The sequence below is a fragment of the Rhodoglobus sp. GW821-FHT12B09 genome (genome assembly GCF_058809925.1).
In genome coordinates this window covers 1-21,722 of sequence record NZ_JBXATB010000008.1, presented here as the reverse complement: position 1 = coordinate 21,722, position 21,722 = coordinate 1, and the positions used below count along the sequence as shown (strand labels likewise).

23 protein-coding genes are annotated in these 21,722 nt (G+C 70.8%); 9 read left to right on the top strand and 14 right to left on the bottom strand.

Annotated elements, in window-relative coordinates; genetic code table 11:
* Nucleotides 1-27 precede the first annotated feature (27 nt).
* From AC1RTC_RS14000 to AC1RTC_RS13975, 6 genes are all read right to left on the bottom strand, one after another.
* Nucleotides 28-1,083 (bottom strand): glycoside hydrolase family 130 protein, encoded by a 1,056-nt coding sequence (locus AC1RTC_RS14000; RefSeq protein WP_493156700.1) that lies wholly within the window; start codon nucleotides 1,081-1,083, stop codon nucleotides 28-30.
* Nucleotides 1,080-1,955 carry a carbohydrate ABC transporter permease gene (locus AC1RTC_RS13995; RefSeq protein WP_493156698.1) on the bottom strand — a complete coding sequence of 292 codons (876 nt, stop codon included), beginning with the start codon at nucleotides 1,953-1,955 and terminating at the stop codon, nucleotides 1,080-1,082. The genes AC1RTC_RS14000 and AC1RTC_RS13995 overlap by 4 nt, the downstream gene beginning before the upstream one ends.
* Nucleotides 1,952-2,908, bottom strand: a complete 957-nt coding sequence (locus tag AC1RTC_RS13990; protein ID WP_493156696.1) for a carbohydrate ABC transporter permease — start codon at nucleotides 2,906-2,908, stop codon at nucleotides 1,952-1,954. Before AC1RTC_RS13990 ends, AC1RTC_RS13995 begins: the two co-directional genes overlap by 4 nt.
* 2 nt (nucleotides 2,909-2,910) lie before the next feature.
* Nucleotides 2,911-4,197 (bottom strand): extracellular solute-binding protein, encoded by a 1,287-nt coding sequence (locus tag AC1RTC_RS13985; protein ID WP_493156694.1) that lies wholly within the window; start codon nucleotides 4,195-4,197, stop codon nucleotides 2,911-2,913.
* A complete protein-coding gene (locus tag AC1RTC_RS13980; protein WP_493156692.1) occupies nucleotides 4,194-5,273 on the bottom strand; it encodes a LacI family DNA-binding transcriptional regulator in 1,080 nt (359 codons plus the stop codon). The genes AC1RTC_RS13985 and AC1RTC_RS13980 overlap by 4 nt, the downstream gene beginning before the upstream one ends.
* 154 nt (nucleotides 5,274-5,427) lie before the next feature.
* Nucleotides 5,428-5,973, bottom strand: coding sequence for an NUDIX hydrolase family protein (locus AC1RTC_RS13975; protein WP_493156690.1), 546 nt, complete (start codon nucleotides 5,971-5,973; stop codon nucleotides 5,428-5,430).
* A gap of 37 nt (nucleotides 5,974-6,010) precedes the next feature.
* Between AC1RTC_RS13975 and AC1RTC_RS13970 the strand changes: the two genes are divergently transcribed.
* The 6 genes from AC1RTC_RS13970 to AC1RTC_RS13945 all read left to right on the top strand — a co-directional run bounded on the left by AC1RTC_RS13970 (nucleotide 6,011) and on the right by AC1RTC_RS13945 (nucleotide 13,855).
* Nucleotides 6,011-6,637, top strand: a complete 627-nt coding sequence (locus AC1RTC_RS13970) for an alpha/beta hydrolase (protein ID WP_493156688.1) — start codon at nucleotides 6,011-6,013, stop codon at nucleotides 6,635-6,637.
* Nucleotides 6,638-6,886: 249 nt separating this feature from the next.
* The gene (locus AC1RTC_RS13965; protein WP_493156686.1) at nucleotides 6,887-11,494 is read left to right on the top strand and encodes an ATP-dependent helicase; all 4,608 of its coding nucleotides are present in this window, start codon (nucleotides 6,887-6,889) and stop codon (nucleotides 11,492-11,494) included.
* Nucleotides 11,487-12,263 (top strand): DNA-formamidopyrimidine glycosylase family protein, encoded by a 777-nt coding sequence (locus AC1RTC_RS13960; RefSeq protein ID WP_493156684.1) that lies wholly within the window; start codon nucleotides 11,487-11,489, stop codon nucleotides 12,261-12,263. The genes AC1RTC_RS13965 and AC1RTC_RS13960 overlap by 8 nt, the downstream gene beginning before the upstream one ends.
* Entirely contained in the window at nucleotides 12,260-12,808 is a 549-nt protein-coding gene (locus AC1RTC_RS13955; RefSeq protein ID WP_493156682.1) for a hypothetical protein, read from the top strand. The genes AC1RTC_RS13960 and AC1RTC_RS13955 overlap by 4 nt, the downstream gene beginning before the upstream one ends.
* Before the next feature lie 21 nt (nucleotides 12,809-12,829).
* Nucleotides 12,830-13,447: a hypothetical protein gene (locus AC1RTC_RS13950; RefSeq protein ID WP_493156681.1), complete on the top strand. Its 618-nt coding sequence runs from the start codon at nucleotides 12,830-12,832 to the stop codon at nucleotides 13,445-13,447.
* A 9-nt stretch (nucleotides 13,448-13,456) separates the two neighbouring features.
* The gene (locus AC1RTC_RS13945; protein ID WP_493156679.1) at nucleotides 13,457-13,855 is read left to right on the top strand and encodes a DUF3052 family protein; all 399 of its coding nucleotides are present in this window, start codon (nucleotides 13,457-13,459) and stop codon (nucleotides 13,853-13,855) included.
* On the opposite strand, the gene AC1RTC_RS13940 is transcribed toward AC1RTC_RS13945, so the two are convergent.
* Nucleotides 13,852-14,280, bottom strand: a complete 429-nt coding sequence (locus AC1RTC_RS13940) for a hypothetical protein (RefSeq protein WP_493156677.1) — start codon at nucleotides 14,278-14,280, stop codon at nucleotides 13,852-13,854. The genes AC1RTC_RS13945 and AC1RTC_RS13940 overlap by 4 nt on opposite strands.
* A gap of 61 nt (nucleotides 14,281-14,341) precedes the next feature.
* Between AC1RTC_RS13940 and AC1RTC_RS13935 the strand changes: the two genes are divergently transcribed.
* Nucleotides 14,342-15,439, top strand: coding sequence for a calcium:cation antiporter (locus AC1RTC_RS13935; RefSeq protein ID WP_493156675.1), 1,098 nt, complete (start codon nucleotides 14,342-14,344; stop codon nucleotides 15,437-15,439).
* A gap of 148 nt (nucleotides 15,440-15,587) precedes the next feature.
* On the opposite strand, the gene AC1RTC_RS13930 is transcribed toward AC1RTC_RS13935, so the two are convergent.
* Together AC1RTC_RS13930 and AC1RTC_RS13925 are read right to left on the bottom strand one after the other, a co-directional pair.
* Nucleotides 15,588-15,956, bottom strand: coding sequence for a hypothetical protein (locus tag AC1RTC_RS13930; RefSeq protein WP_493156673.1), 369 nt, complete (start codon nucleotides 15,954-15,956; stop codon nucleotides 15,588-15,590).
* Complete coding sequence (locus tag AC1RTC_RS13925; protein WP_493156672.1) at nucleotides 15,953-16,390, bottom strand: MarR family winged helix-turn-helix transcriptional regulator; 438 nt, start codon at nucleotides 16,388-16,390, stop codon at nucleotides 15,953-15,955. The genes AC1RTC_RS13930 and AC1RTC_RS13925 overlap by 4 nt, the downstream gene beginning before the upstream one ends.
* Before the next feature lie 64 nt (nucleotides 16,391-16,454).
* Here AC1RTC_RS13925 and AC1RTC_RS13920 point away from each other — a divergent pair, with 64 nt between their 5' ends.
* Nucleotides 16,455-18,485 carry an MMPL family transporter gene (locus AC1RTC_RS13920; protein WP_493156670.1) on the top strand — a complete coding sequence of 677 codons (2,031 nt, stop codon included), beginning with the start codon at nucleotides 16,455-16,457 and terminating at the stop codon, nucleotides 18,483-18,485.
* Here the strand turns inward: AC1RTC_RS13920 and AC1RTC_RS13915 are convergent.
* The 5 genes from AC1RTC_RS13915 to AC1RTC_RS13895 form a co-directional block, all read right to left on the bottom strand.
* Nucleotides 18,482-18,835, bottom strand: coding sequence for a DUF7882 family protein (locus tag AC1RTC_RS13915; protein WP_493156668.1), 354 nt, complete (start codon nucleotides 18,833-18,835; stop codon nucleotides 18,482-18,484). The two genes, AC1RTC_RS13920 and AC1RTC_RS13915, sit on opposite strands and share 4 nt — an antisense overlap.
* Nucleotides 18,835-19,149 (bottom strand): DUF7882 family protein, encoded by a 315-nt coding sequence (locus tag AC1RTC_RS13910; protein ID WP_493156667.1) that lies wholly within the window; start codon nucleotides 19,147-19,149, stop codon nucleotides 18,835-18,837. The genes AC1RTC_RS13915 and AC1RTC_RS13910 overlap by 1 nt, the downstream gene beginning before the upstream one ends.
* Nucleotide 19,150: 1 nt before the next feature.
* Complete coding sequence (locus AC1RTC_RS13905) at nucleotides 19,151-19,483, bottom strand: hypothetical protein (RefSeq protein ID WP_493156665.1); 333 nt, start codon at nucleotides 19,481-19,483, stop codon at nucleotides 19,151-19,153.
* A 70-nt stretch (nucleotides 19,484-19,553) separates the two neighbouring features.
* On the bottom strand, nucleotides 19,554-19,793 hold the full coding sequence (locus AC1RTC_RS13900; RefSeq protein ID WP_493156663.1) for a DUF3892 domain-containing protein: 240 nt from the start codon (nucleotides 19,791-19,793) through the stop codon (nucleotides 19,554-19,556).
* Nucleotides 19,794-19,857: 64 nt separating this feature from the next.
* Nucleotides 19,858-20,595: a hypothetical protein gene (locus AC1RTC_RS13895; RefSeq protein ID WP_493156661.1), complete on the bottom strand. Its 738-nt coding sequence runs from the start codon at nucleotides 20,593-20,595 to the stop codon at nucleotides 19,858-19,860.
* An 84-nt stretch (nucleotides 20,596-20,679) separates the two neighbouring features.
* Here AC1RTC_RS13895 and AC1RTC_RS13890 point away from each other — a divergent pair, with 84 nt between their 5' ends.
* Entirely contained in the window at nucleotides 20,680-21,675 is a 996-nt protein-coding gene (locus AC1RTC_RS13890) for a LacI family DNA-binding transcriptional regulator (protein ID WP_493156659.1), read from the top strand.
* Nucleotides 21,676-21,722: the final 47 nt, after the last annotated feature.

Below are 21,722 nucleotides of genomic sequence, written 5' to 3'. Positions count from 1 at the left end.
GACGGTGCCGGCCGAGCTGTAGCTCGGCTAGCCGACCCGGTCGAGGCGGGCGACCCCGATCTTCGAGTCGGCCATCCCGTAGAAGACCCAGAGCTGCCCGTCGACCTCCTCGATCGCGGTGGGGAACACCACGTTGGGCACGATGCCGCTGCGCTCCTCGTCGGTCTCGGCCTCCAGCAGCGGCTCGGCCGTGCGATCGACGACGGTGGAGGGGTCGTCCGCGTCGAGGATCATCCCGCCCGCGCGGTAGTTCACGTTCTTCTGCTGGTCGAAGGCACTGTCGATCACCCCGGTCACGCCGTGGTGCAGCACCAGCCAGCCCTCCGGAACGCGGAGGGGAGGCGGGCCGCCGCCGATCTTGAGCGCCTCGAACGGGAACTCGGGGCCGGCGACGAAGCGGTGCTGCCCCCAGAGCACGATGTTGCGGATGTCGCTCAGGACGAGGTCCACCGGGATGTAGCTGATCCAGATGCTCTGCCGCGGGTCCTCCACGCCGGCGGGCAGGCGGATGCCCTCCCCGGGAGCCGTCTCGCCGATGTCCCACATCGGGCGGTGGAGTACGGCAAAGCTCTGCACGCCGTCCGGGGCGGTCACCGGCTCCGGGAAGAACACCGTGTCCTTGTTGTGGAACAGCCCGAGGTCGATGTCGAGGCTCTCCTCGTAGCGGAAGAGTGCCGGGCCGAGGCGGGTCCACTCCCGGAGGTCGGTCGAGGTGGCGATCGCCGTGCGCGGCCCGAGCGGCCCGTACGCGACGTAGGTCATGACGTGCAGGCCGAGGAGCGGGATGAACGTGACCCGGGGGTCCTCGACCCCGGCGTGCCCGACGCCCTTCTCGAATCCGCGGTCGGGCTCGAGGACGACGCCCTCGCGCTCCACCGCCACGGGGACACCGTCGTCGACCACCACCCGCGCGAGCCCGATCCGGCTGACGTTCCCCGACGCGACGATCCGCGGCAGCAGGTAGAGGTTGCCGTCGCGATCCCGCCCCGAGCCGGGATTCAGCACGCCCTCGACCTCGAGGGCGTTGCCCGGCTCGGGCGCCATAACGACTCCCACCCGTGTCACTGCGTAGGGAAAGGTCATCCTTTTACTCCTGATCCGATGTCTGTTGAGGTGAAGTAGCGCTGGAACACGATGAACAGCACGACCACGGGGGCGGCCAGTACCAGGGCGCCCGCGAGGATCGCGCCGAACGGGTTGGCCGCCGACGACGAGACGGTGGTGATGTAGTTCGCGAGCGACACCGCGAGGGGCTGCAGGGCCGCATCCTTGGTGACCAGGAACGGCCAGAGGAACTCGTTCCACGGGCCGATGAAGGTCAGCAGCACGACGGTCACGAGCGCCGGTCGCACGAGGGGGATGGCCACACTCCAGAGCAGCCGGAACTCCGACGCCCCGTCGATCCGGGCCGCCTCGAACAGCTCTTTCGGCAGCTGCAGGAAGTACGCCCGGAAGATGATGACCGCCGTCGAGTTGATGAAGAACGGCAGGATCATCCCGAGGTAGTTGTCGGCCAGCCCGAAGTCCCTCGCGATCAGCACGTAGAGCGGGATCATCAGCAGCTGGAACGGAACCACCTGCACGAGCAGCGCGAGGGCGAACGTGGCCGAGCGCCCCCTCCACTGCAGCATCGCGAGCGAGTACCCGGCGAGGAGCCCGAACACGAAGGTGCCGAGCAGCACGCCCCCGGTGAAGATCCCCGAGTTGACCAGCCCGGTGAGCAGGTTGATCCGCGAGTTGATCGCCGCGTAGTTGTCGAGCGTGAGATTGGCGGGGTTGGGGAATGCGCCCGCGATGGTCGGATCCACCGTCGTCTGCAGCGACCCGATCACCATGTAGTAGAACGGGAAGAGGAACAGCAGGGCACCGAGCCCGAGCACGATCCCGCGGACGATCGTGCCGGTGCGCGACAGCCCGGAGACGCGGCGGCGGCGAGGGAGCACCTGGGCGGTCATCGGTCATCACCTCCCACGAAGCGGTTCTGCAGGAACGCGATGATCAGCACGACGACCACCAGGACGATGCCGATGGCGGCCGCGACATCCGGCTGCCCCTGCTGCAGTCCGCGCTGGTACATGATCAGCACCGGCGACGCGGAGGCCCCGTTGGGCCCGCCGCCCCCGGTCAGCAGGTACGGCTCCGTGAACAGGTTGGCCCCGGTCACCGTCGACACGAGCAGCACCAGCACTGTTGCCGAGCGCACGCCCGGCACGGTGACGGAGAAGAAGCTCCGGATGGCTCCTGCCCCGTCGGTCGACGCCGACTCGTACAGCTCCTTCGGCACCGCCTGAAGTGCCGCGAGGTACAGCAGGATGTAGAACCCGAGCTGCTTCCAGGTGACGAAGATCGCGATAGTCGGCATCGCCAGCTGCTCGTTGATGAGCCACGAGGGGTCTGGCGCGAGCGGGCCCAGCACCTGGTTCACGAAGCCGTTCCCGCTGAAGAGGAACAGCCAGATCGCGACGACGGCGACGCTGGCCGTGACGTACGGCACGTAGTAGCTCACGCGGAGGAAGCTGCGCAGCCGGGTAATCCGGTTCAGGGCAGTCGCCAGCACGAGTGACAGCACGACAGTCAAGGGCACGTTGATCAGCAGGAAGACGCCGACATTGGCGAACGACCGGATGACCGCGGGGTCGGTGAGCGCGGTGACGAAGTTGTCGAACCCGACGAACGGGCGATCGACCTGTGCGCCCGGGGCCGCGAAGAAGAAGTCGTGGAACGCGATGTAGACCGAGTACCCGATGGGGAACGCGAACACCGCGATGACGAAGACCAGGTAGGGGGAGCTGAACAGCAGCCCCAGCGGGTTCTTCCCGAGGAGGCGGCCCCGCCGACGGCCGTTAGGGCCGCCGTCGGGGGCCGCGAGCGGCACTGCTGCCGCTCGCGGCGAGAGGGTGTCAGTCATGGCTACGGCTGCTGCGCGATCGTGTCGATCTTCTTGGCCGCGTCGTCCAGGGCAGTCTTGGTGTCGCCCTTGCCGAAGATCACCGATTCAGACCACGCGTCGCGGAAGGCCTGCAGCATCTGCACGGTGTTCGGGCCCGGGGGCACCTCGACGGTGCGCGAGGCCTGGTCGCCGAAGGCCTGGTAGGCCGGGTTGGCCGCGAAGTAATCCGCATAGGTGGTCTGCAGGTCCTTGCGGAACGGCATCTGGCCCGTGATCTCGAGCAGCTTCTGGTCCTGCTCCTCGCTCGTCGAGAACTTCAGGACATCCCACGCCGTGGCCTGGTTCTTGCAGGCGGAGTAGAGGCCGATGTTCTTCGCGTCACTGAAGGTCCAGACATCCTTCGGGTCTGCACCGTCCTTGGTCGGAACCGGCACCGAGCCCCAGTTCACATCCTTGTAGACCGACACCGCCCACGGGCCGACGATGGCCATCGCCGCGTAGCCCTGCGCGAAGGAGTCGCCCTGGAACTGCTCCTTGCTCGAGTAGTTGTCCTTGTACATGGTCGCCCAGAAGTCGGCGACGTCGTAGCCTGCCTGGTCGGCGAAGGTCGCCTTGCCGTCCTCGACGATCTGCTTGCCGCCGGTCGCGGCCGCGTACAGCGGGTAGAAGTCGAACTGGGTCTGGAAGAACTCGCTCGTGGGCGCCGGCTGGATGGCCACCTCGGAGACGCCCGCATCGACGAGGGTCTTCGAGGTCGCCAGGAAGTCGTCGTAGGTCGAGAGCTTCGGGTTCTCGGGGTCGAGACCGGCCTTCGCGAAGAGGTCCTTGTTGTAGAAGATCACGACGGGGTTCGACTTCCAGGGCATCTGGAAGTAGTCGCCGTCCGGGTTCTGGTACTGCTGGGCGACGTCGCCGCTGCGCTCCTCGATGTAGGAGGCGCCGTCCTCGATCTTCGACAGGTCGACGAGTCCCCCCTGCTTCTCGAACTGGCCGACAGCCGACGGCGCCGTGTTGTAGATCAGGCAAGGAGCGTTGCCGGCGGTGATGGCTGCGCCGATCACCTCTTCGCTGCTCTTGCCCGCGGGGATCTCCTGCCCCTTGATCTGCTCGTCGGGGTGGTCGGCGTTCCACGCCTCGACCATCTGCTTGCCCCACTCGACCTCCTGCTCGTTGTTCGAGTACCAGATCGTGATGTCACCGCGGCCGGTTCCCGCTGACGAGCCGCCGCCTCCGCCTCCCGAGCAGGCGGTCAGCGCGATCGCGCCGACCGCGAGGAGCGAGGTCGCTAACGCAGTCCTTCTTCTCATGGTCGTTCTCCTTCGTGTGTTGGTGCGGCGTCAGTGCCGCGATGGCCGGTGCGGGGCTGGGCAGTCGATCCACCGACGACCAGCTGTGCGGGTTCGAGCTCGATGTCGTCTGGTGCGTGGCCGTCGATCGAGAGGAGCAGCGCGGAGGCCGCGGCCTCGCCCCACTCCCGCGCCGATGTCCTGACGGTGGTGAGCGAGGGATGCAGGTACTTGCCCACATCGCTGCCGTCGAATCCGGTGATGGAGAGCTCGCCGGGCACGTCGAGGCCCGCGCGCTGCGCGATCCCGAGTCCGGCGATCGCCATCGGGTCGTTCGAGTAGACGATCGCCGTCGGGCGGTCCCGGCGGGCGAGCAGACGGAGGGTCGCCGCCGCTCCCTGCGCGGCGCTGAAGTCCGTCTCGACGACGAGGTCGTCGGCGAGGCCGGACTCTCTCATGGCGAGCCGGAACGAGTCACGGCGGCGGCTGCCGTGCAGCATCGTCGCCGGGCCGCCGACGTGCGCGATCCTGGTGTGGCCGAGGCCCACGAGGTGGGCCACGGAAGCGCGGATGCCCTCGGCATCGTCGACCGTGACGGCGGGGAATGGCGACGCGACGTCGGGCCTGCCCAGCGTGACCGCGCTCAGCCCGAGCTCGCGGACGAGGGCTATCCGTGCGTCGCCCGCACGGAGGTCGGAGATGATGACGCCGTCGACACGGCCGTTGACCGCGAGCTGGCGGTAGGTGCGCGACTCGGCCTCCTCGGTCTCCACCATGCTGAGCACGAGCGCCTGCCCGGCCGGGGCGAGCACAGACTCGACTCCCGAGATGAACGCGGGGAAGAAGGGGTCGCCGGCGATGATGTCGGGGTCGCGCGCGAGCACGAGCCCGAGCGCGAAGGCCCGGTCGGAGCTGAGGGACCTGCCGCGGAGGCTCGGGCGCCAGCCCAGCTCGTCAGCGGCGGCGAGGATGCGCTGCCGGGTCTCCGCCGAGACGCCGGGGCGGTCGTTCAACGCGAACGAGACGAGCCCCTTGCTGACTCCGGCGCGGGTCGCGACATCGGCGATCGTCGTTCGGTTGGTCTTCGACGACGACATCCGACCTCCCCCTTGAGAACCGCCGGTTCTGAACCGGTTTAGTCACCCTAGGTCGGCCGTCCGGGCAGGCGGAAGGGGGTGGCGCTCCGCCCGCACCCTGTGTTACGCGCGCGTGTTCAAGGGGTCGTCGGCCTTCTGTGGGGCCCAGGACGAACTAGGGCAGAACGCCCACCGACGCGAGTGCGGCGCGGAGAAGCGCGCCGCGGCCGCCCTCCATGTCGGCGGTCACGGACTCCGACGCGGCCTCGGCGGGGCGCATCCAGGTCACCTCGAGTGCGTCCTGGCGCGGCTCGCAGGTGCCCGTGATGGGCACGACATAGGCGAGGGATACCGCGTGCTGCCGTGAGTCCATGAACTGGCTCTCGCCCGGCCAGGGGAAGTACTCGGCCACGGAGAACGGGACCGGCGACGCGGGCAGCAGCGGGAACGCCATCGGCCCGAGGTCTTTCTCGAGGTGCCGGAACAGCGCGTCGCGCAGCGTCTCGCCGTACATCACCCGCCCGGAGACCAGGGTGCGGGTGATCTCGCCGTCATTGGCGCGCAGGAGCATCCCGACCTCGATGACACGGCCGAGGCCGTCGACGCGCACCGGAACGGCCTCGACATAGAGCAGGGGGAGGCGCTTGCGGGTCTCGGCGAGCTCGTCCTCAGACAGCCAGCCGGGATTGGGGTCTGGGTCTGGTGTGCCGACGGAGCTCATGCTCCATTCTTACAGCCGTGCTCCCTAGGCTGGGACGATGCAGCTCGACACGTCGGCAATCCTCTGGTCAGCCCCCGAGCGCGAGCGGGCCGGCCGGCCGCTCCTCGTGCTCCTGCACGGCTACGGATCGCACGAGGGCGACCTGTTCGGCATGTCGCCCGGCCTGCCGCTGGGGCCCGTGGTCGCGTCACTGCGCGCACCGATCGCGGAGAACGGCGGGTGGGCGTGGTGGAGCCGCGCCGACAGCCCCACGGGCGACCCGCAGTCCGACCGGGTGGACGCCGCGGCCAACGCCGTGATCGAGTGGCTCGACACCCTCGAGTACACGAGCGTCTCGCTGGTGGGTTTCTCGCAGGGGGCTGCCCTCGCGCTGCAGCTCCTGCGCCACGCGCCCGGGCGCTTCACGGCCACGGTCGCGATCGCCGGCTTCGTGGCATCCGGCGCCCATCCCGGCGACGCCGAGCTCGCCGTCGTGAAGCCCGCGGTGTTCTGGGGCCGCGGCACCGAGGACAGGGTGATCCCGGCCGAGGCGGTGGCGCGCACCGCGCAGTGGCTGCCGGAGCACGCGGACGCGACGATCCGCATCTACGAGGAGCTCGGCCACGCGATCTCCGCGCCCATGCTGATCGACTTCGTGAGGTTCCTGCGTGAGCACGCGGGTTGAGTAAGGCGCTCTAGCGCCTGTATCGAAACCCGGCGGGTTGAGTAAGGCGCTCTGGCGCCTGTATCGAAACCCGGCAGGTTGAGTAAGGCGCTCTGGCGCCTGTATCGAAACCTCACCCCTCGCGAACCTCAGGTTTCGATACGGCCGCGGGCGGCCTACTCAACCCGCAGGGTCTCGATACGGCCGCGGGCGGCCTACTCAACCCACCGCTCGCCGCGCGATGACGGTCGGGCGGGGGAAGATAGGCGGATGGTGCTCGACCGCTTCTCGCCCGCGACCCGGGAGTGGTTCGAGGGCGCCTTCGCGGCGCCGACGCCCGCACAGCTCGGGGCGTGGGACGCGATCTCCTCCAGGGCGCACGCACTCGTCGTCGCTCCCACCGGCTCGGGCAAGACCCTCGCCGCGTTCCTGTGGGCGATCGACCAGCTGGCCTCGAAGCCCGCGCCGGAGGATCCACGACACCGCACCCGCGTGCTGTACATCTCCCCGCTCAAGGCCCTCGGCGTCGACGTCGAGCGGAACCTGCGCGCGCCGCTCGTGGGCGTCACCCAGACCGCGCGCCGCCTCGGGGTCGAGGTGCCCTCCGTCACCGTCGGCGTCCGCTCCGGCGACACCACGCCGGCAGACCGGCGGCTACTGGCGCGCACTCCCCCGGACATCCTGATCACCACGCCCGAGTCGCTGTACCTCATGCTCACGTCGGCGGCTCGCGAGACGCTGCTCGGCGTCGACACGATCATCGTCGACGAGGTGCACGCCGTGGCGGCGACCAAGCGCGGTGCGCACCTCGCCCTCTCCCTCGAGCGGCTGGACGCCCTGCTCGCCACCCCTGCGCAGCGCATCGGGCTCTCGGCCACCGTCCGCCCACTCGAGGAGGTCGCGCGCTTCCTCGGCGGCCGGGCGCCGGTCACCATCGTGCAGCCGCCCGCGGCGAAGACCTTCGACCTCTCGGTAGTCGTCCCCGTCGAAGACATGACAGAGCCCGGGATGCTCGTGCCGCGCGAGGGCGCAGCGCCCACCGGCATGCCCGCCGAGGGCACCGGGTCGATCTGGCCGCACGTCGAGGAGCGGATCGTGGACGCGATCCTCGAGCACCGGTCGACGATCGTGTTCGCGAACTCGCGGCGGCTCGCCGAGCGGCTGACATCGCGGCTCAACGAGATCTACGAGGAGCGGGCGGAGCTTGCGCTCAGCGGGTCGAGTAGCGACGAAGGAGCGCATCGAGACCTGACGTCCGCGAACGAGGGTTTCGATACGCGCGTCAAGCGCGCTGCTCAACCTGCTCAGATCATGGCGCAGGCCGGCTCCACCTCCGGCGCCCCGCCGCTGCTCGCCCGCGCCCACCACGGCTCCGTCTCCAAGGAGCAGCGCGCCACCATCGAGGACGACCTGAAGTCCGGCCGCCTGCGCTGCGTGGTCGCGACCAGCTCGCTCGAGCTCGGCATCGACATGGGGGCGGTCGATCTGGTGATCCAGGTCGAGTCACCGCCGTCCGTGGCATCCGGGCTCCAGCGCATCGGGCGCGCGGGCCACCAGGTCGGCGAGATATCCAAGGGGATGCTCTTCCCGAAGCACCGCACCGACCTCATCCACACGACGGTCGCCGTGGAGCGCATGAAGTCGGGCCAGATCGAGGCGATCGCGGTGCCCACGAACCCGCTCGACGTGCTCGCGCAGCAGACCGTGGCCGCCACGGCGCTCGAGGGCATCGACGTAGAGGAGTGGTTCGACACCGTGCGGCGCAGCGCGCCGTTCGCGACCCTGCCCCGCAGCGCATTCGACGCGACACTCGACCTGCTGAGCGGGCTCTACCCGAGCGACGAGTTCGCCGAGCTGCGGCCGCGCATCGTGTGGGACCGGGTGGGCGGCACGATCACCGGCCGCCCCGGGTCGCAGCGGCTCGCCGTGACCTCCGGCGGCACCATCCCCGACCGCGGGCTGTTCGGCGTGTTCATGGTCGGCGGCGACCCCGGCGCACCCGGCCGCCGCGTCGGCGAGCTCGACGAGGAGATGGTCTACGAGTCGCGCGTCGGCGACGTCTTCGCCCTCGGCACGACGAGCTGGCGCATCGAGGAGATCACCCACGACCAGGTTCTCGTGAGCCCAGCGTTCGGCCAGCCCGGCAAGGTGCCGTTCTGGAAGGGCGACGGGCTGGGGCGGCCGGCCGAGCTGGGGGCCGCGATCGGTGCGTTCGTGCGCGAGGTCTCGACGGGCGGCGAGGTGCGCCCGCGCCTGGCGGAGATCGGGCTCGACGAGAAGGCGGCGAACAACCTCGTCGCCCTCGTCGACGACCAGAAGCGCTCCACCGGCCAGGTACCGACCGACACCACCCTCGTCGTCGAGCGGTTCCGCGACGAGCTCGGCGACTGGCGGGTCGTGCTGCACTCCCCCTACGGCATGCCCGTGCACGCCCCGTGGGCCCTCGCCGTGACGGCGCGCGTGCGCGACCGGCTCGGGGTGGATGGCGCCGCGATGGCGGGCGACGACGGCATCGTGGTGCGGATCCCGGACACGGATGCCGAACCGCCCGGTGCCGATCTCTTCGCGTTCGAGCGCGAGGAGCTGGAGGCGATCGTCACGGAGGAGGTGGGCGGGTCCGCCCTCTTCGCCGCACGGTTCCGCGAGTGCGCGGCGCGGGCACTGCTCCTGCCCCGACGGGACCCCGGGCGGCGCTCCCCGCTGTGGCAGCAGCGGCAACGGGCATCCCAGCTGCTGGATGTCGCCCGCCGGTACCCGACCTTCCCGATCGTGCTGGAGACCGTGCGCGAAGTGCTGCAGGACGTGTACGACCTGCCCGCGCTCATGGCGCTCACCGACCAGCTCGCTGCGCGCAAGGTCCGCATTGTCGAGACCGAGACGGAGGTGCCCTCGCCGTTCGCCCGCTCGCTGCTGTTCGGGTACGTCGCCGCGTTCGTGTACGAGGGCGACTCGCCGCTGGCCGAGCGGCGGGCGGCGGCGCTCTCGCTCGACCCGACCCTGCTCGCCGAGCTCCTCGGCCGCGCTGAGCTGCGCGAGCTGCTCGACCCCGCGGTCATCGAGCAGACCGAGCTCGAGCTGCAGCGCCTCACGCCCGAGCGGAGGGCCCGCGACGCGGAGGGTGTCGCCGACCTGCTCCGGATGCTCGGGCCGCTGTCCCTGGACGAGATTGTTGCTCGCTCCGAACCGGGCCTCGATACGGCCCTGGGGGGCCTACTCGACCAGCTGCAGCACGCCAACCGCGTGCTGCGCGTCACCATCGCCGGTACGCAGCAGTGGGCCGCCGTCGAGGATGCGGCGCGACTGCGCGACGCGCTCGGCGTCCCGCTCCCGATCGGCGTCCCCGCCGCCTTCATCGAGCCGGTGGACGACCCGGTCGGCGACCTCGTGAGCCGCTATGCCCGCACCCACGGGCCCTTCATCGTGCAGGATTCCGCGTCCCGCTTCGGCCTCGGAACTGCCGTCGTCACCGACACCCTCCGCCGCCTGGCCGCCGACCGCCGGGTGGTGGACGGCGAGTTCCGCCCCGGCGCCACCGGCACCGAGTGGTGCTCGGTCGAGGTGCTCCGCCGCCTCCGCAGCCGCTCGCTCGCCGCGCTCCGGCAGGAGGTCGAGCCGGTCGACGCCGGTACGCTCGGCAGGTTCCTGCCCGCGTGGCAGTCGGTGGGCGGAACCCTCCGGGGCATCGACGGCCTCGCCCAGGTCATCGACCAGCTGGCCGGGGTCTCGCTGCCCGCGAGCGCGTGGGAGACGATGGTCTTCCCCGCGCGGCTTCAGAACTACTCGCAGGCGTGGCTCGACGAGCTCACCACCACGGGCGAGGTGATCTGGTCGGGCAACGGTGTTCTCCCCGGCAGCGACGGCTGGGTGAGCTTCCACCTCGCCGATACCGCCCGGCTCACCCTGCCCGAGCCGAGCGGCGACGAGACCACAGAGCTGCAGCGGAGCATCCTCGAGGCGATGGCCGGCGGCGGCGCCTACTTCTTCCGACAGCTCGGCCAGGCGGTCGGCAGCGAGGACGACAAGGCGCTCAACGCCGCCCTGTGGGAGCTCGTCTGGGCCGGCCTCATCACGAACGACACGTTCTCCCCGCTGCGGAGCTACCTCGGCGGCCCGGCGGCGGCACCCCGCGCGCGGAGCTACCGCGGCCGCTCGAGCGCGCTGCGGGTCGCGGTGAGCGGTCCCCCGACCGGCGGCGGCAGGTGGTCGCTGCTCCCGCTCGCGGAGGGCGACACCACTATCCGCGCGAAGGCCATGGCGGAGTCCCTGCTCGAGCGGCACGGGGTGGTCACCCGCGGCGCGGTCGTCAGCGAGGGCATCCGGGGCGGTTTTGCTCTTGCCTACAAGGTACTGAGCGGCTTCGAGGAGACGGGCCGCGCGCGCCGCGGGTACTTCGTCGAGGGGCTGGGCGCCGCGCAGTTCGCGACGAGCGCGACTGTCGACCGTCTCCGCAGTTTCGCCCGGGATGCCGACGCCGCCCCCATCCTCGACGCACTCACCCTCGCCGCCACCGACCCTGCCAGCCCGTTCGGCGCGGCCCTGCCCTGGCCCCCCGCGCCCGAGCCCGAGCCGGGAACCTCCAGCGCACCGGAGAAGCGCGGCCACCGCCCGGGGCGCAAGGCGGGCGCGCTCGTCGTGATGGTCGACGGGGTGCTCGTGCTCTACGTGGAGCGCGGCGGCAAGACAGTGCTCACCTTCAGCGCCGACGAAGCCGTGCTCCGTGCGGCCGCCGGCTCGCTCGCCAGCACCGTGCGGGCGCGGCTCGGCAAGCTGCGGGTGGAGCGGGTGGACGGCGAGTTCTCCGTCGGTTCGCCGCTCGGGCTGCTGCTGGTCGAGGCCGGGTTCGCGCCGACGCCGCAGGGGCTGAGGCTGCGTGCCTGAGGGCGACACCGTCTACCGCGCAGCGCGGCAGCTCGGGGCGGCGTTCGACGGCACTGTGCTCACCCGCTGCGACATCCGGGTCCCGGCGTTCGCGACCGTGGACCTGACCGGCGAGACCGTGCGCGAGACGGTCAGCCGCGGCAAGCACCTGCTCATGCGCGTGGGGGAATACACCCTCCACAGCCATCTCAAGATGGAGGGGGTCTGGCAGCTCTACCGCCCGGGCGAGCGGTGGCGGAAGCCGGAGTTCAAGGCCCGCGCGATCCTCGCCAACGAGGCGTCGACCGCGGTCGGCTTCGAGCTGGGACTGTTCGAGGTGCTGCGCACCGCCGACGAGGACCAGGCCGTGGGATACCTCGGCCCCGACCTCCTCGGCCCGGACTGGGACCCGGTCCGGGCCGTCGCCAACCTCCGCCGCGCGCCCGAGCGGGCGATCGGCCTCGCCCTCCTCGACCAGCGCAACCTCGCCGGCCTCGGCAACGTCTACCGCGCCGAGCTGTGCTTCCTCCGCGGCGTGCTCCCCACCACCCCGGTGGCGGAGGTCGCCGACCTCGAGCGCATGGTCGCGCTGGGCCACAGGCTCATCGACGCCAACAAGGACCGCTCCACCCGCACCACGACGGGCAACCTGCGCGGCGACACCGCCTGGGTCTACGGTCGGGACGGCCGCCCGTGCCTGCGCTGCGGCACGCGAGTGCTGCGCGGCGAGCTCGGCGACAACCCGCTCCAGCTGCGCGACACCTACTGGTGCCCGAACTGCCAGCGATGAACAGGGCTGTGGTGCGGGCCGTGGGCGCCTGCCTCACGGTGGGCGCGGTGCTGGCGTACGTGGTCGTGTCCCTCTGGCCCGTGGCGGAGGCCGGGGCATCCGCCACCGCGAAGCCCGTCGACGCACAGCCGATGACGGTGCTCCAGGTGCTGAGCGGCGACAGCCTGCTGCTCTCGTCCGAGCTGCCGGGGCCGCAGGTGCGCGACCGGGGCACGATCAGCGTGAAGCTGCTGAGCGTCAACTCGCCCAACTACGGCATCGTGCCCGAGTGCTACGCGGTGGAGGCCAAGGGCCGGCTCGAGGAGCTGCTGCCAGTCGGCTCGATCGCCTGGGTCGCGACGGACACCGTCGCGCAGGACGAGGCCGGCCGGTGGCTGATGAACGTGTGGGCCCCCGACGGGCGGTACGTGAACTACCTGCTGGCCGTCGACGGCTTCGTTCGCGCGGAGGAGATGCCGCCGAACGACGCCCTGTGGCAGCCGGTGATGCGCGCCGGTTCGAGCGCCGCCGCCCGATTCGGCGGGCTGTGGGGCGAGTGCCGCTGATCGGTGACTATGGTGGAAATCATGACCGACCAGACCACCGCCCCTGCCGCTCCCGCTGAGAATGTGGGGCGCGGTACGGCCTTCGCACTGCTCGCCATTCCCGCCGCCATCCTCGTGTTCATCATCGTGGGCGGCGTGCTGCAGTTCACCTTCGCGGGGATCGCCTCCATCGTCGTCCCGTACATCGCGATCAGCCTCTACACGCGCGGCGCGGGCGCCCCGATCAGCCGCAGGGGCTGGGGGCCGTTCATCGCGGTAGCAGGGGCGGCCGTCATCGTCGGGACGTTCACCGGCATCATCGCGCTGGCCTACGCCCGCTACCTCGGCCACGACGGCATCTTCTCCGGGCCCTTCCTGCGCACCGTCGGCAACCAGATCGCCAGCGCCGACGGTGTCATCTCCCTGGTCATCGGCCTCGGCATCGGGGCCGCCGCAATCGTGAGCGCCATCCGCGGCCCGCGAAGCCGCGTGGCACCCGGAGCGCCTGTAGCGCCCGGAGCCCCTGCCGCGCCCGAGGCGGCGGCCCCCGCTGCCGCGCCCGTCGCGCCGCCGGCCGCTCCCCCGGCGCCGCCCGCGGCGAACCAGCCGTCGCCGGGCGTGCTGCTCAACGGCAAGCCGATCGACCCGAAGCAGAAGTAGCCTGATCGCGTGGAGAGCGGCTACTCGGGAACGCCCCAGCTGAAGAAGCTCGGCATCGTGCCGGGGGTGCGGCTCGACGTGGTCGGGGCGCCCGAGGGCTGGCGGTTCGAGGCCGATCCCGAGGGCGTGCATCAGGCGGCCCCGGATGCCCCCGCCGACGTGATCGTCGCGTTCTGCCGCAGCGCCGCCGACGTTCAGGCCGCCGTGGAGGCGCAGGAGGCGCGCATCCGCCCCGCTGGCGCCCTGTGGATCGCGTGGCCCCGCAAGGCCGCCGGCCACGTGAGCGACGTCACCGAGAACCTGCTGCGGGATGTCGCGCTGCCCCGCGGCCTCGTGGACGTGAAGGTCGCGGCCATCGACGCGGACTGGTCGGGCCTCAAACTCGTGTGGCGGGTGGCGAACCGCTAGCGGCGGTCCCGCCGGACCGCGAGCAGGAAGAGCAGCCCGACTCCCGTCGCGAGACCCAGCACGAGCACGAGCGGTGCCGCGTACATGAGCACCTGAAGTGTCGTGTAGTCGATGGCCGAGGTCGACTGCGTGTCGGAGAAGAGGTCGCGCAGGCGCGAGACCAGGTAGAGGCCGCCGCCGACGAGCACGAGCGCCGCCACGCCGATCGCGATGACGTAGGGGTTCGTGCGCCGGGGCGCCGGGTCGTCCTCGAACTCGGACAGCGGCTCCCCCTCGCGCTCGACGGGTGCCTGCACCGCGGGGAGAGCCTCGGGAGCACCGACTGTCGGCCTCGCCCGCGCTGGCACCGACTCCGCGAGCGGGCCGGTGTAGCCGGGCTGGAATGCGGGGTCGAACCTCGGATCGAACCGGGCGTCGTCGCTCATAATTTCACGGTATCACCGCGGCTCTCGCTGTCTCCCAGTCTCGTCTGGAATACTGGTGGGGATGCGCGCCCTGGGATTCCTCACCAAGACCTCGCCCATCGTCGTGCCGATCCTCGCCATCATCGTCCTCGCGGCCGCGTGGAATGTGAAGGACCTGCCGCTCCTCGCCGTCATCCTCATCGCCATCGTGCTGGGCGGCACCGTGCTCGTGGCGGTGCACCACGCGGAGGTCATCGCGCACAAGGTCGGGGAGCCGTTCGGCTCGCTCATCCTGGCCGTCGCGGTCACGGTCATCGAAGTCGCCCTCATCATCACGCTCGTGATCTCGGGCGGGCCGGACGCGGCAACGCTCGCGCGAGACACGGTGTTCGCGGCCGTGATGATCACGACGAACGGAATCGTCGGCGTCTCGCTCCTGGTCGGCGCGCTGCGGCACCGCATGGTGAACTTCAACGCGGAGGGAGCGGGCGCCCTGCTCGCGACCGTCACCGCCCTGGCGGTTCTGACCCTCGTGCTGCCGACCTTCACCTCAGGACCAGGCCAGCAGTTCTCCCCCAGTCAGCTGGCCTTCGTGGCCGTCGCCTCCCTCGCGCTGTACGCGATGTTCGTGGCCACGCAGACGCGGGTGCACCGCGACTTCTTCCTGCCCGTCACCAAGGCCGGCAAGCCCGTCGAGCCGGACGAGCACGCCGAGGCCCCCACGCGCCGTGCGGCGCTCACCAGCCTCGCGCTGCTGATCGTCGCCCTTGTCTCCGTCGTGGGCCTCGCCAAGATCGAATCGCCCTCGATCGAGGCCGGCGTGGTGGCTGTGGGCTTCCCGCCGTCATTCGTCGGTGTCGTGATCGCGCTGCTCGTGCTGCTCCCGGAGAGTATCGCCGCGGTCCGCGCGGCGCGCGCCGACCGCATCCAGACCAGTCTCAACCTCGCCCTCGGCTCCGCCATGGCGAGCATCGGCCTGACCATCCCCGCGATCGCCGTCGCCTCGATCTTCCTCACCGGACCGCTCGTCCTCGGCCTCGGCTCCACGCAGATCGTGCTTCTCCTGCTGACCGTCCTGGTGAGCATCCTCACCCTCGCACCGGGCCGCGCCACGCGCCTGCAGGGCGGCGTGCACCTGGTCCTGTTCGGCGCGTTCATCTTCCTGTCGATCGCGCCGTAGCGGCCAGCGGCCAGCGGCCAGGCTTTCACCGCGCTACAGGTTTCACGTCGCGCTACAAGAATTTCTGTAGCGCGAGACGAAAACTGGAGCGCCGGGGTCCGGACTGGACGGTCGCTGCGGTCCGGACTGGACGGCCGCCGCGGTCGGACTAGACGGTCGCGGGCTCGTCGACGATGCCGATGAACCGGCTGCCGATGCCGTCGATCTCGGAGCGGACGAAGCCCTCGGCGAGCGCCGGCAGTTCGGCGGCGGCGTGCTCCTCGCAGCTCAGCCAGGTGAAGGCCGGCCACCACTTCTTGGGCCGCGCGGCCTCTGTGAACCCGCAGATGTCGCACGTGAGCTGAACCCACACGGGCTTCTTGCCCGTCCGGTTCGCCCAGGACTGCGCGAGCCAGGCCGGCGGATCGGCGCGCATCGCCTCCAGCTCCTGCTCGCTCATGGTGCGGGGCAGGCCGTGGCGGTTGGCCATCTCGAGGGGGATGTCGAGGCGTAGCGCGGCCTCTCTGCGCGAGATCATGACGGGATGTGCGCGCGGTAGGCCTCGACCACGCGCTCCAGGTAGGCGGCGATGGTCGCCTGCTCGTCCGTGTCGAACCCATCGAGGGTCGAGTCGATGTCGCCGATCATCGGCATGAGTATGGACATCGCCTTCGCCGCGGACTCCGGGGCCGGCGTGACCACGATCGCGCGCCGGTCAGCGGGATTCGGCTCCCTGGTCACGTGCCCCAGGTCCTCCAAGCGATCGACCGCGGCGGTGACGGCGGGCGGGGTGATCCCCAGCCGCCGCGCGAGCTCGCCCGGGCCGAGCGGGCCGCTTCTGATGAGGTGCTCCATCGCCGCGAGGTCCGTGGCGTTCACCGTCAGCTGCTGGCCCAGGTGGCGCTCGAACGCGCGGCTGAGCTGGACGATCTCCTGCAGCGCGTAGGTCGGCGGACGTGGAGGGCTTTGCATGGGGAACAGTTTACGACTAACTTATTCACGACACTAATAGTTCACCTAGTGAAGTACAGGGACCATGCGCCGGTTTACCGCTTTCATCACCGCTCGCCGCACCTCGTGGATCGTCCTCGTACTCGCGGCGCTGGCCGCCGGGGCGATCTTCGCCCTCGGCTCCGGCGCCGACGGCGACAGCTCGCCCGGCGTGGGCCTGCCGGCCTCCGCCGAGTCGGCGCAGGTCGCCGCCGCCCAGGACGGCCTGCCGAACGCCGACGGCACCAGTGCGCTGCTGGTGTTCAGCCGGGACGGCGACGCCCTGAGCGACAGCGACGTCGCGGCTGCGGCGGACGCGGCATCCCGGCTCGCCGACCTGTCGACCGACGGCTTCGTGCCGCCGCCGCCCTCCGTGTCCGACGACGGCACCGCCGCGCTCGTGGTCGTGCCGCTGCCCGAGCTCTCGGACGTCGCGGCGCAGGCCGACCGCGCAGCCGAGCTCCGCACCACCGCCAACGAGGACCTCCCCGCGGGCCTCACCGCGCTGCTCACCGGCCCCGAGGGCTTCGCGGTGGATGTCGCGGCGGTCTTCAAGGGCGCCGACTTCACACTGCTGCTCACCACGGTCGTCGTGGTCGCGATCCTGCTGCTCGTGACCTACCGCAGCCCGTGGCTGTGGCTGGTGCCGCTCACCGTGGTCGGCCTCGCGGACGGCCTCGCGAGCATCGTCGCCACCCGTATCGCCGCGGCGGCCGGCATCACTCTGGATGCCTCGGTCACGGGCATCCTCTCCGTGCTCGTGTTCGGGGCGGGGACGAACTACGCCCTCCTGCTGATCGCGCGGTACCGGGACGAGCTGCGCACCCACGAGGATCGCAGGGAGGCGATGGCGACAGCGCTCCGCGGCGCGGGGCCGGCCATCATCGCGAGCGGCAGCACGGTCGTCCTCTCGCTGCTCACCCTGCTCTTCGCCACACTGGAGGGCAACCGCGCCCTCGGCCTGGCCTGCGCGACGGGGATCGTCATCGCGATGCTCTTCGCGCTGCTGGTGCTGCCCGCCGCCCTCGTGCTCTTCGGCCGCGGCCTGTTCTGGCCGTACATCCCGCGCTTCGGCACCGAGGGCAGCGCCGAGAAGGGCGTGTGGCACCGCCTCGGCCTCCTCGTCGCGAAGCGCCCCGTGGTGGTCGTCATCATCGGCGCGCTGCTGCTCGGCGGCCTCGCCGTGGCGGGAGTGCCGGGCATCCGCACCGGTCTCTCGCAGAGCGAGAAGTTCACGTCGGTGCCCGAGGCCGTGCGCGGACAGGACATCCTCGCGGAGGCGTTCTCGGCGGGCAGCGGCTCGCCCGCGGTCGTGATCGCGGACAACGACCGGGTCGACAGCGTCACCGCCGAGCTCAAGGCTGTCGACGGGGTCGTGTCCGTGGTGCCGGGCGAGACCGACGGCACCGTGACGCAGCTGAACGTCACACTCGATGCCGCGGCCGAGACCCCCCGCTCCTTCGCGATCGTGCAGGACCTCAGGGACAGCACCGACGCGCTCGTTGGCGGCCTCGACGCACAGTCACTGGACGTCACCGCGGCGCAGACGCACGATCAGGACCTCGTGATCCCGCTCATCCTCGCGCTCGTGTTCCTGGTGCTCGTGCTGCTGCTGCGTGCGCTGGTGGCGCCCGTGCTGCTGCTGCTCACCGTGGTCGCGAGCTTCTTCGCGAGCCTCGGCGCCAGCTGGCTGCTGTTCCAGACGGTCTTCGGGTTCCCCGCCATCGACACCAACGTGGTGCTGTTCAGCTTCCTGTTCCTGGTGGCCCTCGGCGTGGACTACAACATCTTCCTGGTCACGCGGGCGCGGGAGGAGTCGGTCGCCCACGGCACTCGAACAGGAATGGTGCGGGCGCTCTCGACCACGGGCGGCGTGATCACGAGCGCGGGCATCCTTCTCGCCGCCGTCTTCGCCGTGCTCGGCGTGCTCCCGCTCATCACCCTCACGCAGATCGGCATCATCGTGTGCATCGGCGTGCTGCTCGACACCCTGCTCGTGCGCACGGTGATCGTGCCGTCGCTGGCCTTCATCACCGGCGAGCGGTTCTGGTGGCCCCGGAAGAGCGTGAAGGCCTAGCTGCGCTCGGTGCGCTTCACGCTGTTGTCCTCGGAGACGACGGGCTCCCCCGTATCCGGCTCCTGAGTGAGCACGAGGCCGGCGCTGCTGCCCGCGGCGAGGATCATCGCCTCGACCCAGGGGCGGTTCAGCCGGTGCGGTGCGGTAGTGGTGAAGCGGAACGCGAGCGGGATCTCCGGCGCGATCCAGACAGCGCTGCGACCGTCGCCCACCGCCCTGGTGTCGAACCAGCTCAGGAAGAAGCGCTCGTTGCGCCGCACCTTCACCCCGACGACGGCCTGCAGGTGCGCGAGGACGCGGTCGTCGAACTCCACTCGGAGGTTGCCCGAGCCGTAGACCAGTGTGCCCATCAGTTCTTCCCGTTCCCGTGCGGCTCATCGCGCAGCACCAGCCCGGCACTGCTGTTGATCGACCGCGTCATCTCCTCGAGCCAGGCCGGGTTGAGCGACGGCACGCGGCTGCCGGCGTACCGGAAGTACAACGGGATGGCCGGATGCACCCACACCGTGCTGCGTCCACCGCCGAGCACCTCACTGTCGGCCCAGCTGAAGTGGAAGCCCTCGTTGCGCCGCAGCTTGTCGGAGAACACCACCTGCAGGTGGGAGAGCACGCGATCCTCCAGCTTGATATCGATCGAGGGATGCCCGTAGATCAAGGAGCCCATGTCAGACCTCGTCCTCGTACCCCTGCAGGTCGACGTCGTCGAGCCCGTGCGCGAGCGGCGGCGTCTTGATGAGGCCGATCTGCTCCTTGAGGTAGGTCTCGGCGCTGTCGTTGTCCGGCTCCGGGAACGGGCTGCGGGCGGTCTCCGCCACCATGATCGTGGCGGGCCCGATGAGGAACGTGGCGGTGACCTGGTCGCCGTCGGTGCCGATCGCCTCGACATCCACGCTGTCGGCGGAGCTCTGCCTCGCCAGGAGCACGGCGTACTCCATCATGAGGTCGACCACATCGTCGCCCAACAGGAGCGACTTCTCGGCGTACATGACGTGCTTCATACTTCGACGGTACGGATGCCCGGGCCCACCCGGAACGCCTTGACGGGCTCCGGCTTTGACGGTACGGAGCTCAACAGTCCGGCAGGTCGACGAGGTTGTTGCGGCCCTGGCCGTCCCAGTTGGTGCGCAGGTACTTGCCGAGCGGCCCGTTGGCGACCTCGACGATCGAGCCCGCGCCGCCCTCGAGCGGCACGTAGTACAGGTCGATGCCGCGCTCGATGCTGAGGATGGCGTCGGGATGGCCGATCACGCCGAACTCGCCCCCGAGCGCGACGATGTTTCCCCACTGATCTTTGCGGGTGCGGTACACGGGTAGCTCGGACAGGGCAGGTCCTCTTGCTCGATGTGTTATCGGTGCGGCAATTCTCGCATGATCACCAGGTGCCGTCGGGCGATTTCACGACGGGAACTTCGGCGTACGACCAGTGGCCGCCGTTGGCGTAGTGGCCGGTGGCCCAGGGCGACGCCCAGATCGCGGCCTCGGTGACGCTGGTCTCGGCGGACGACGCGAACGCCGCCGCGATCTCCGAGTACCCGCCGTTCTGGAGCAGTGCCTCCGCGGCGTTCTGCGCCGCGATGTCGAGCGAATCGTAGGTGCCGGTTCCGCCGCCGCCACCGGAGCCCCAGCCGTTGTTGAGGGGGTTGTTGCGGTTCCACCAGTCGTCGACGCCGTTCTCCTGGCGCATCCAACGAGTGAAGACCGTGATGTTGTTCTCGCTCTGGGGCCAGCCCGCGTAGAGCATCACCAGCTTGGCGAAGTCGTAGTTCGTGCCGCTCGCCTTGAGGCTGTCGATGCCGGGGGTCGCGGCGTACGCGTCGCGCGGCACGATGGTGATCTCGGCCTTGGGCGAGACCGTCAGGCTCTGGGCGTTCGCGTCGATGTACGCGCTCAGCTGCTCGTCGACGCTCGGGCCCTTGGGCACGGCGACGATGGTGACGGCGATGAGGGCCACGACCACGGCCCCCACACCGGCGCCGACGAGCAGGCGGCGGGGAGAGCTGCGCACGGCGTCGAGGAAGCGGCGCGGCAGGGGCCGGGCGGATTCGACCAGGAGGCGGAGGGAGGGCTTCGCCGTCTCGAGTCGGCGGCGCGGAGAGTGTCTGAGTGTCATAGCGGTAGGGCCACGGAAGGCCGCCGGCCAGAGTAGGTCAGAACCTTGGGCGTTCCCTGAGTGCCCGGCGGCTAGGCTCGCTGCGTGACCGGAAATGCCACGCTCTACGACGTCGCTCGTGCCGCGGGCGTCTCGCTCGCGACCGCCTCCCGGTCGCTCAACGGCAGCGCGCGCAAGGTCAACGAGGAGTACCGCCAGCGGGTGCTCGCCGCGGCGGAGCAGCTCGGCTACACCCCGAACGTCTCCGCGCAGACCGTCGCCAGGGGCAGCTCGGCGACAGTCGCGCTGCTCGTGAGCGACATCGCCGACCCGTACTTCTCGGCGATCGCCGCCGGCGTGATCCGCGAGTCCGAGGAGCACGGCCTCAACGTCACGATGGCTGTGACCGAGCGCGACGCCCAGCGCGAGCTGGACCTCGTGCGGCTCCTGCGCGGGCAGCGGCCCCGCATCCTCGTGCTCGCCGGCTCGCGCTTCACCGACGGGAGCGGGGACGCCGCTCTCGCCGCCGAGCTCGACTCGTACACGGCGTCGGGCGGGCACGTCGTGCTGATCAGCAGGCACCAGCTCTCTTTCGACACGGTCGTGATCGACAACACGGGCGGCGCGGCGGCGCTCGCGGCATCCCTCGTCGATCTCGGCTACCGGGGGTTCGCGGTGCTGGCCGGCCCCGCGACGCTCGTCACGGCGCAGGACCGGGCCGCCGCGTTCACGGCGGCACTTCCGTCGGCCCCGGTCGCGGTGGTGCACGGCGCCTTCTCGCGAGACGCGGGCTACGCCGGGATGCTCGAGCTCATCGACCGCGGACTGGACGGCATCGACCTGGTCTTCGCGGTCAACGATGTCATGGCCATCGGGGCCCTCGCCGCGCTGCGCGACCGCGGCATCGACGTGCCGGGGCGCATCGCGGTCGCCGGGTACGACGACATCTCCACCGCCCGCGACGTGACCCCCGCGCTGACGACCGTGCGCGTCGACCTCGAGCACGCCGGCGCTGCCGCCGTGGCCCTCGCGCTCGGCGGGGGCGGCACGGCGCAGGTCGGCGCCGAGGTTGTCCTGCGCGCGAGCACTCCGCGCCGCTAGCGGTCGCCCGCGCCCGCGCCCGCCCGCCCGCGGCCCCGGCCGCGCCC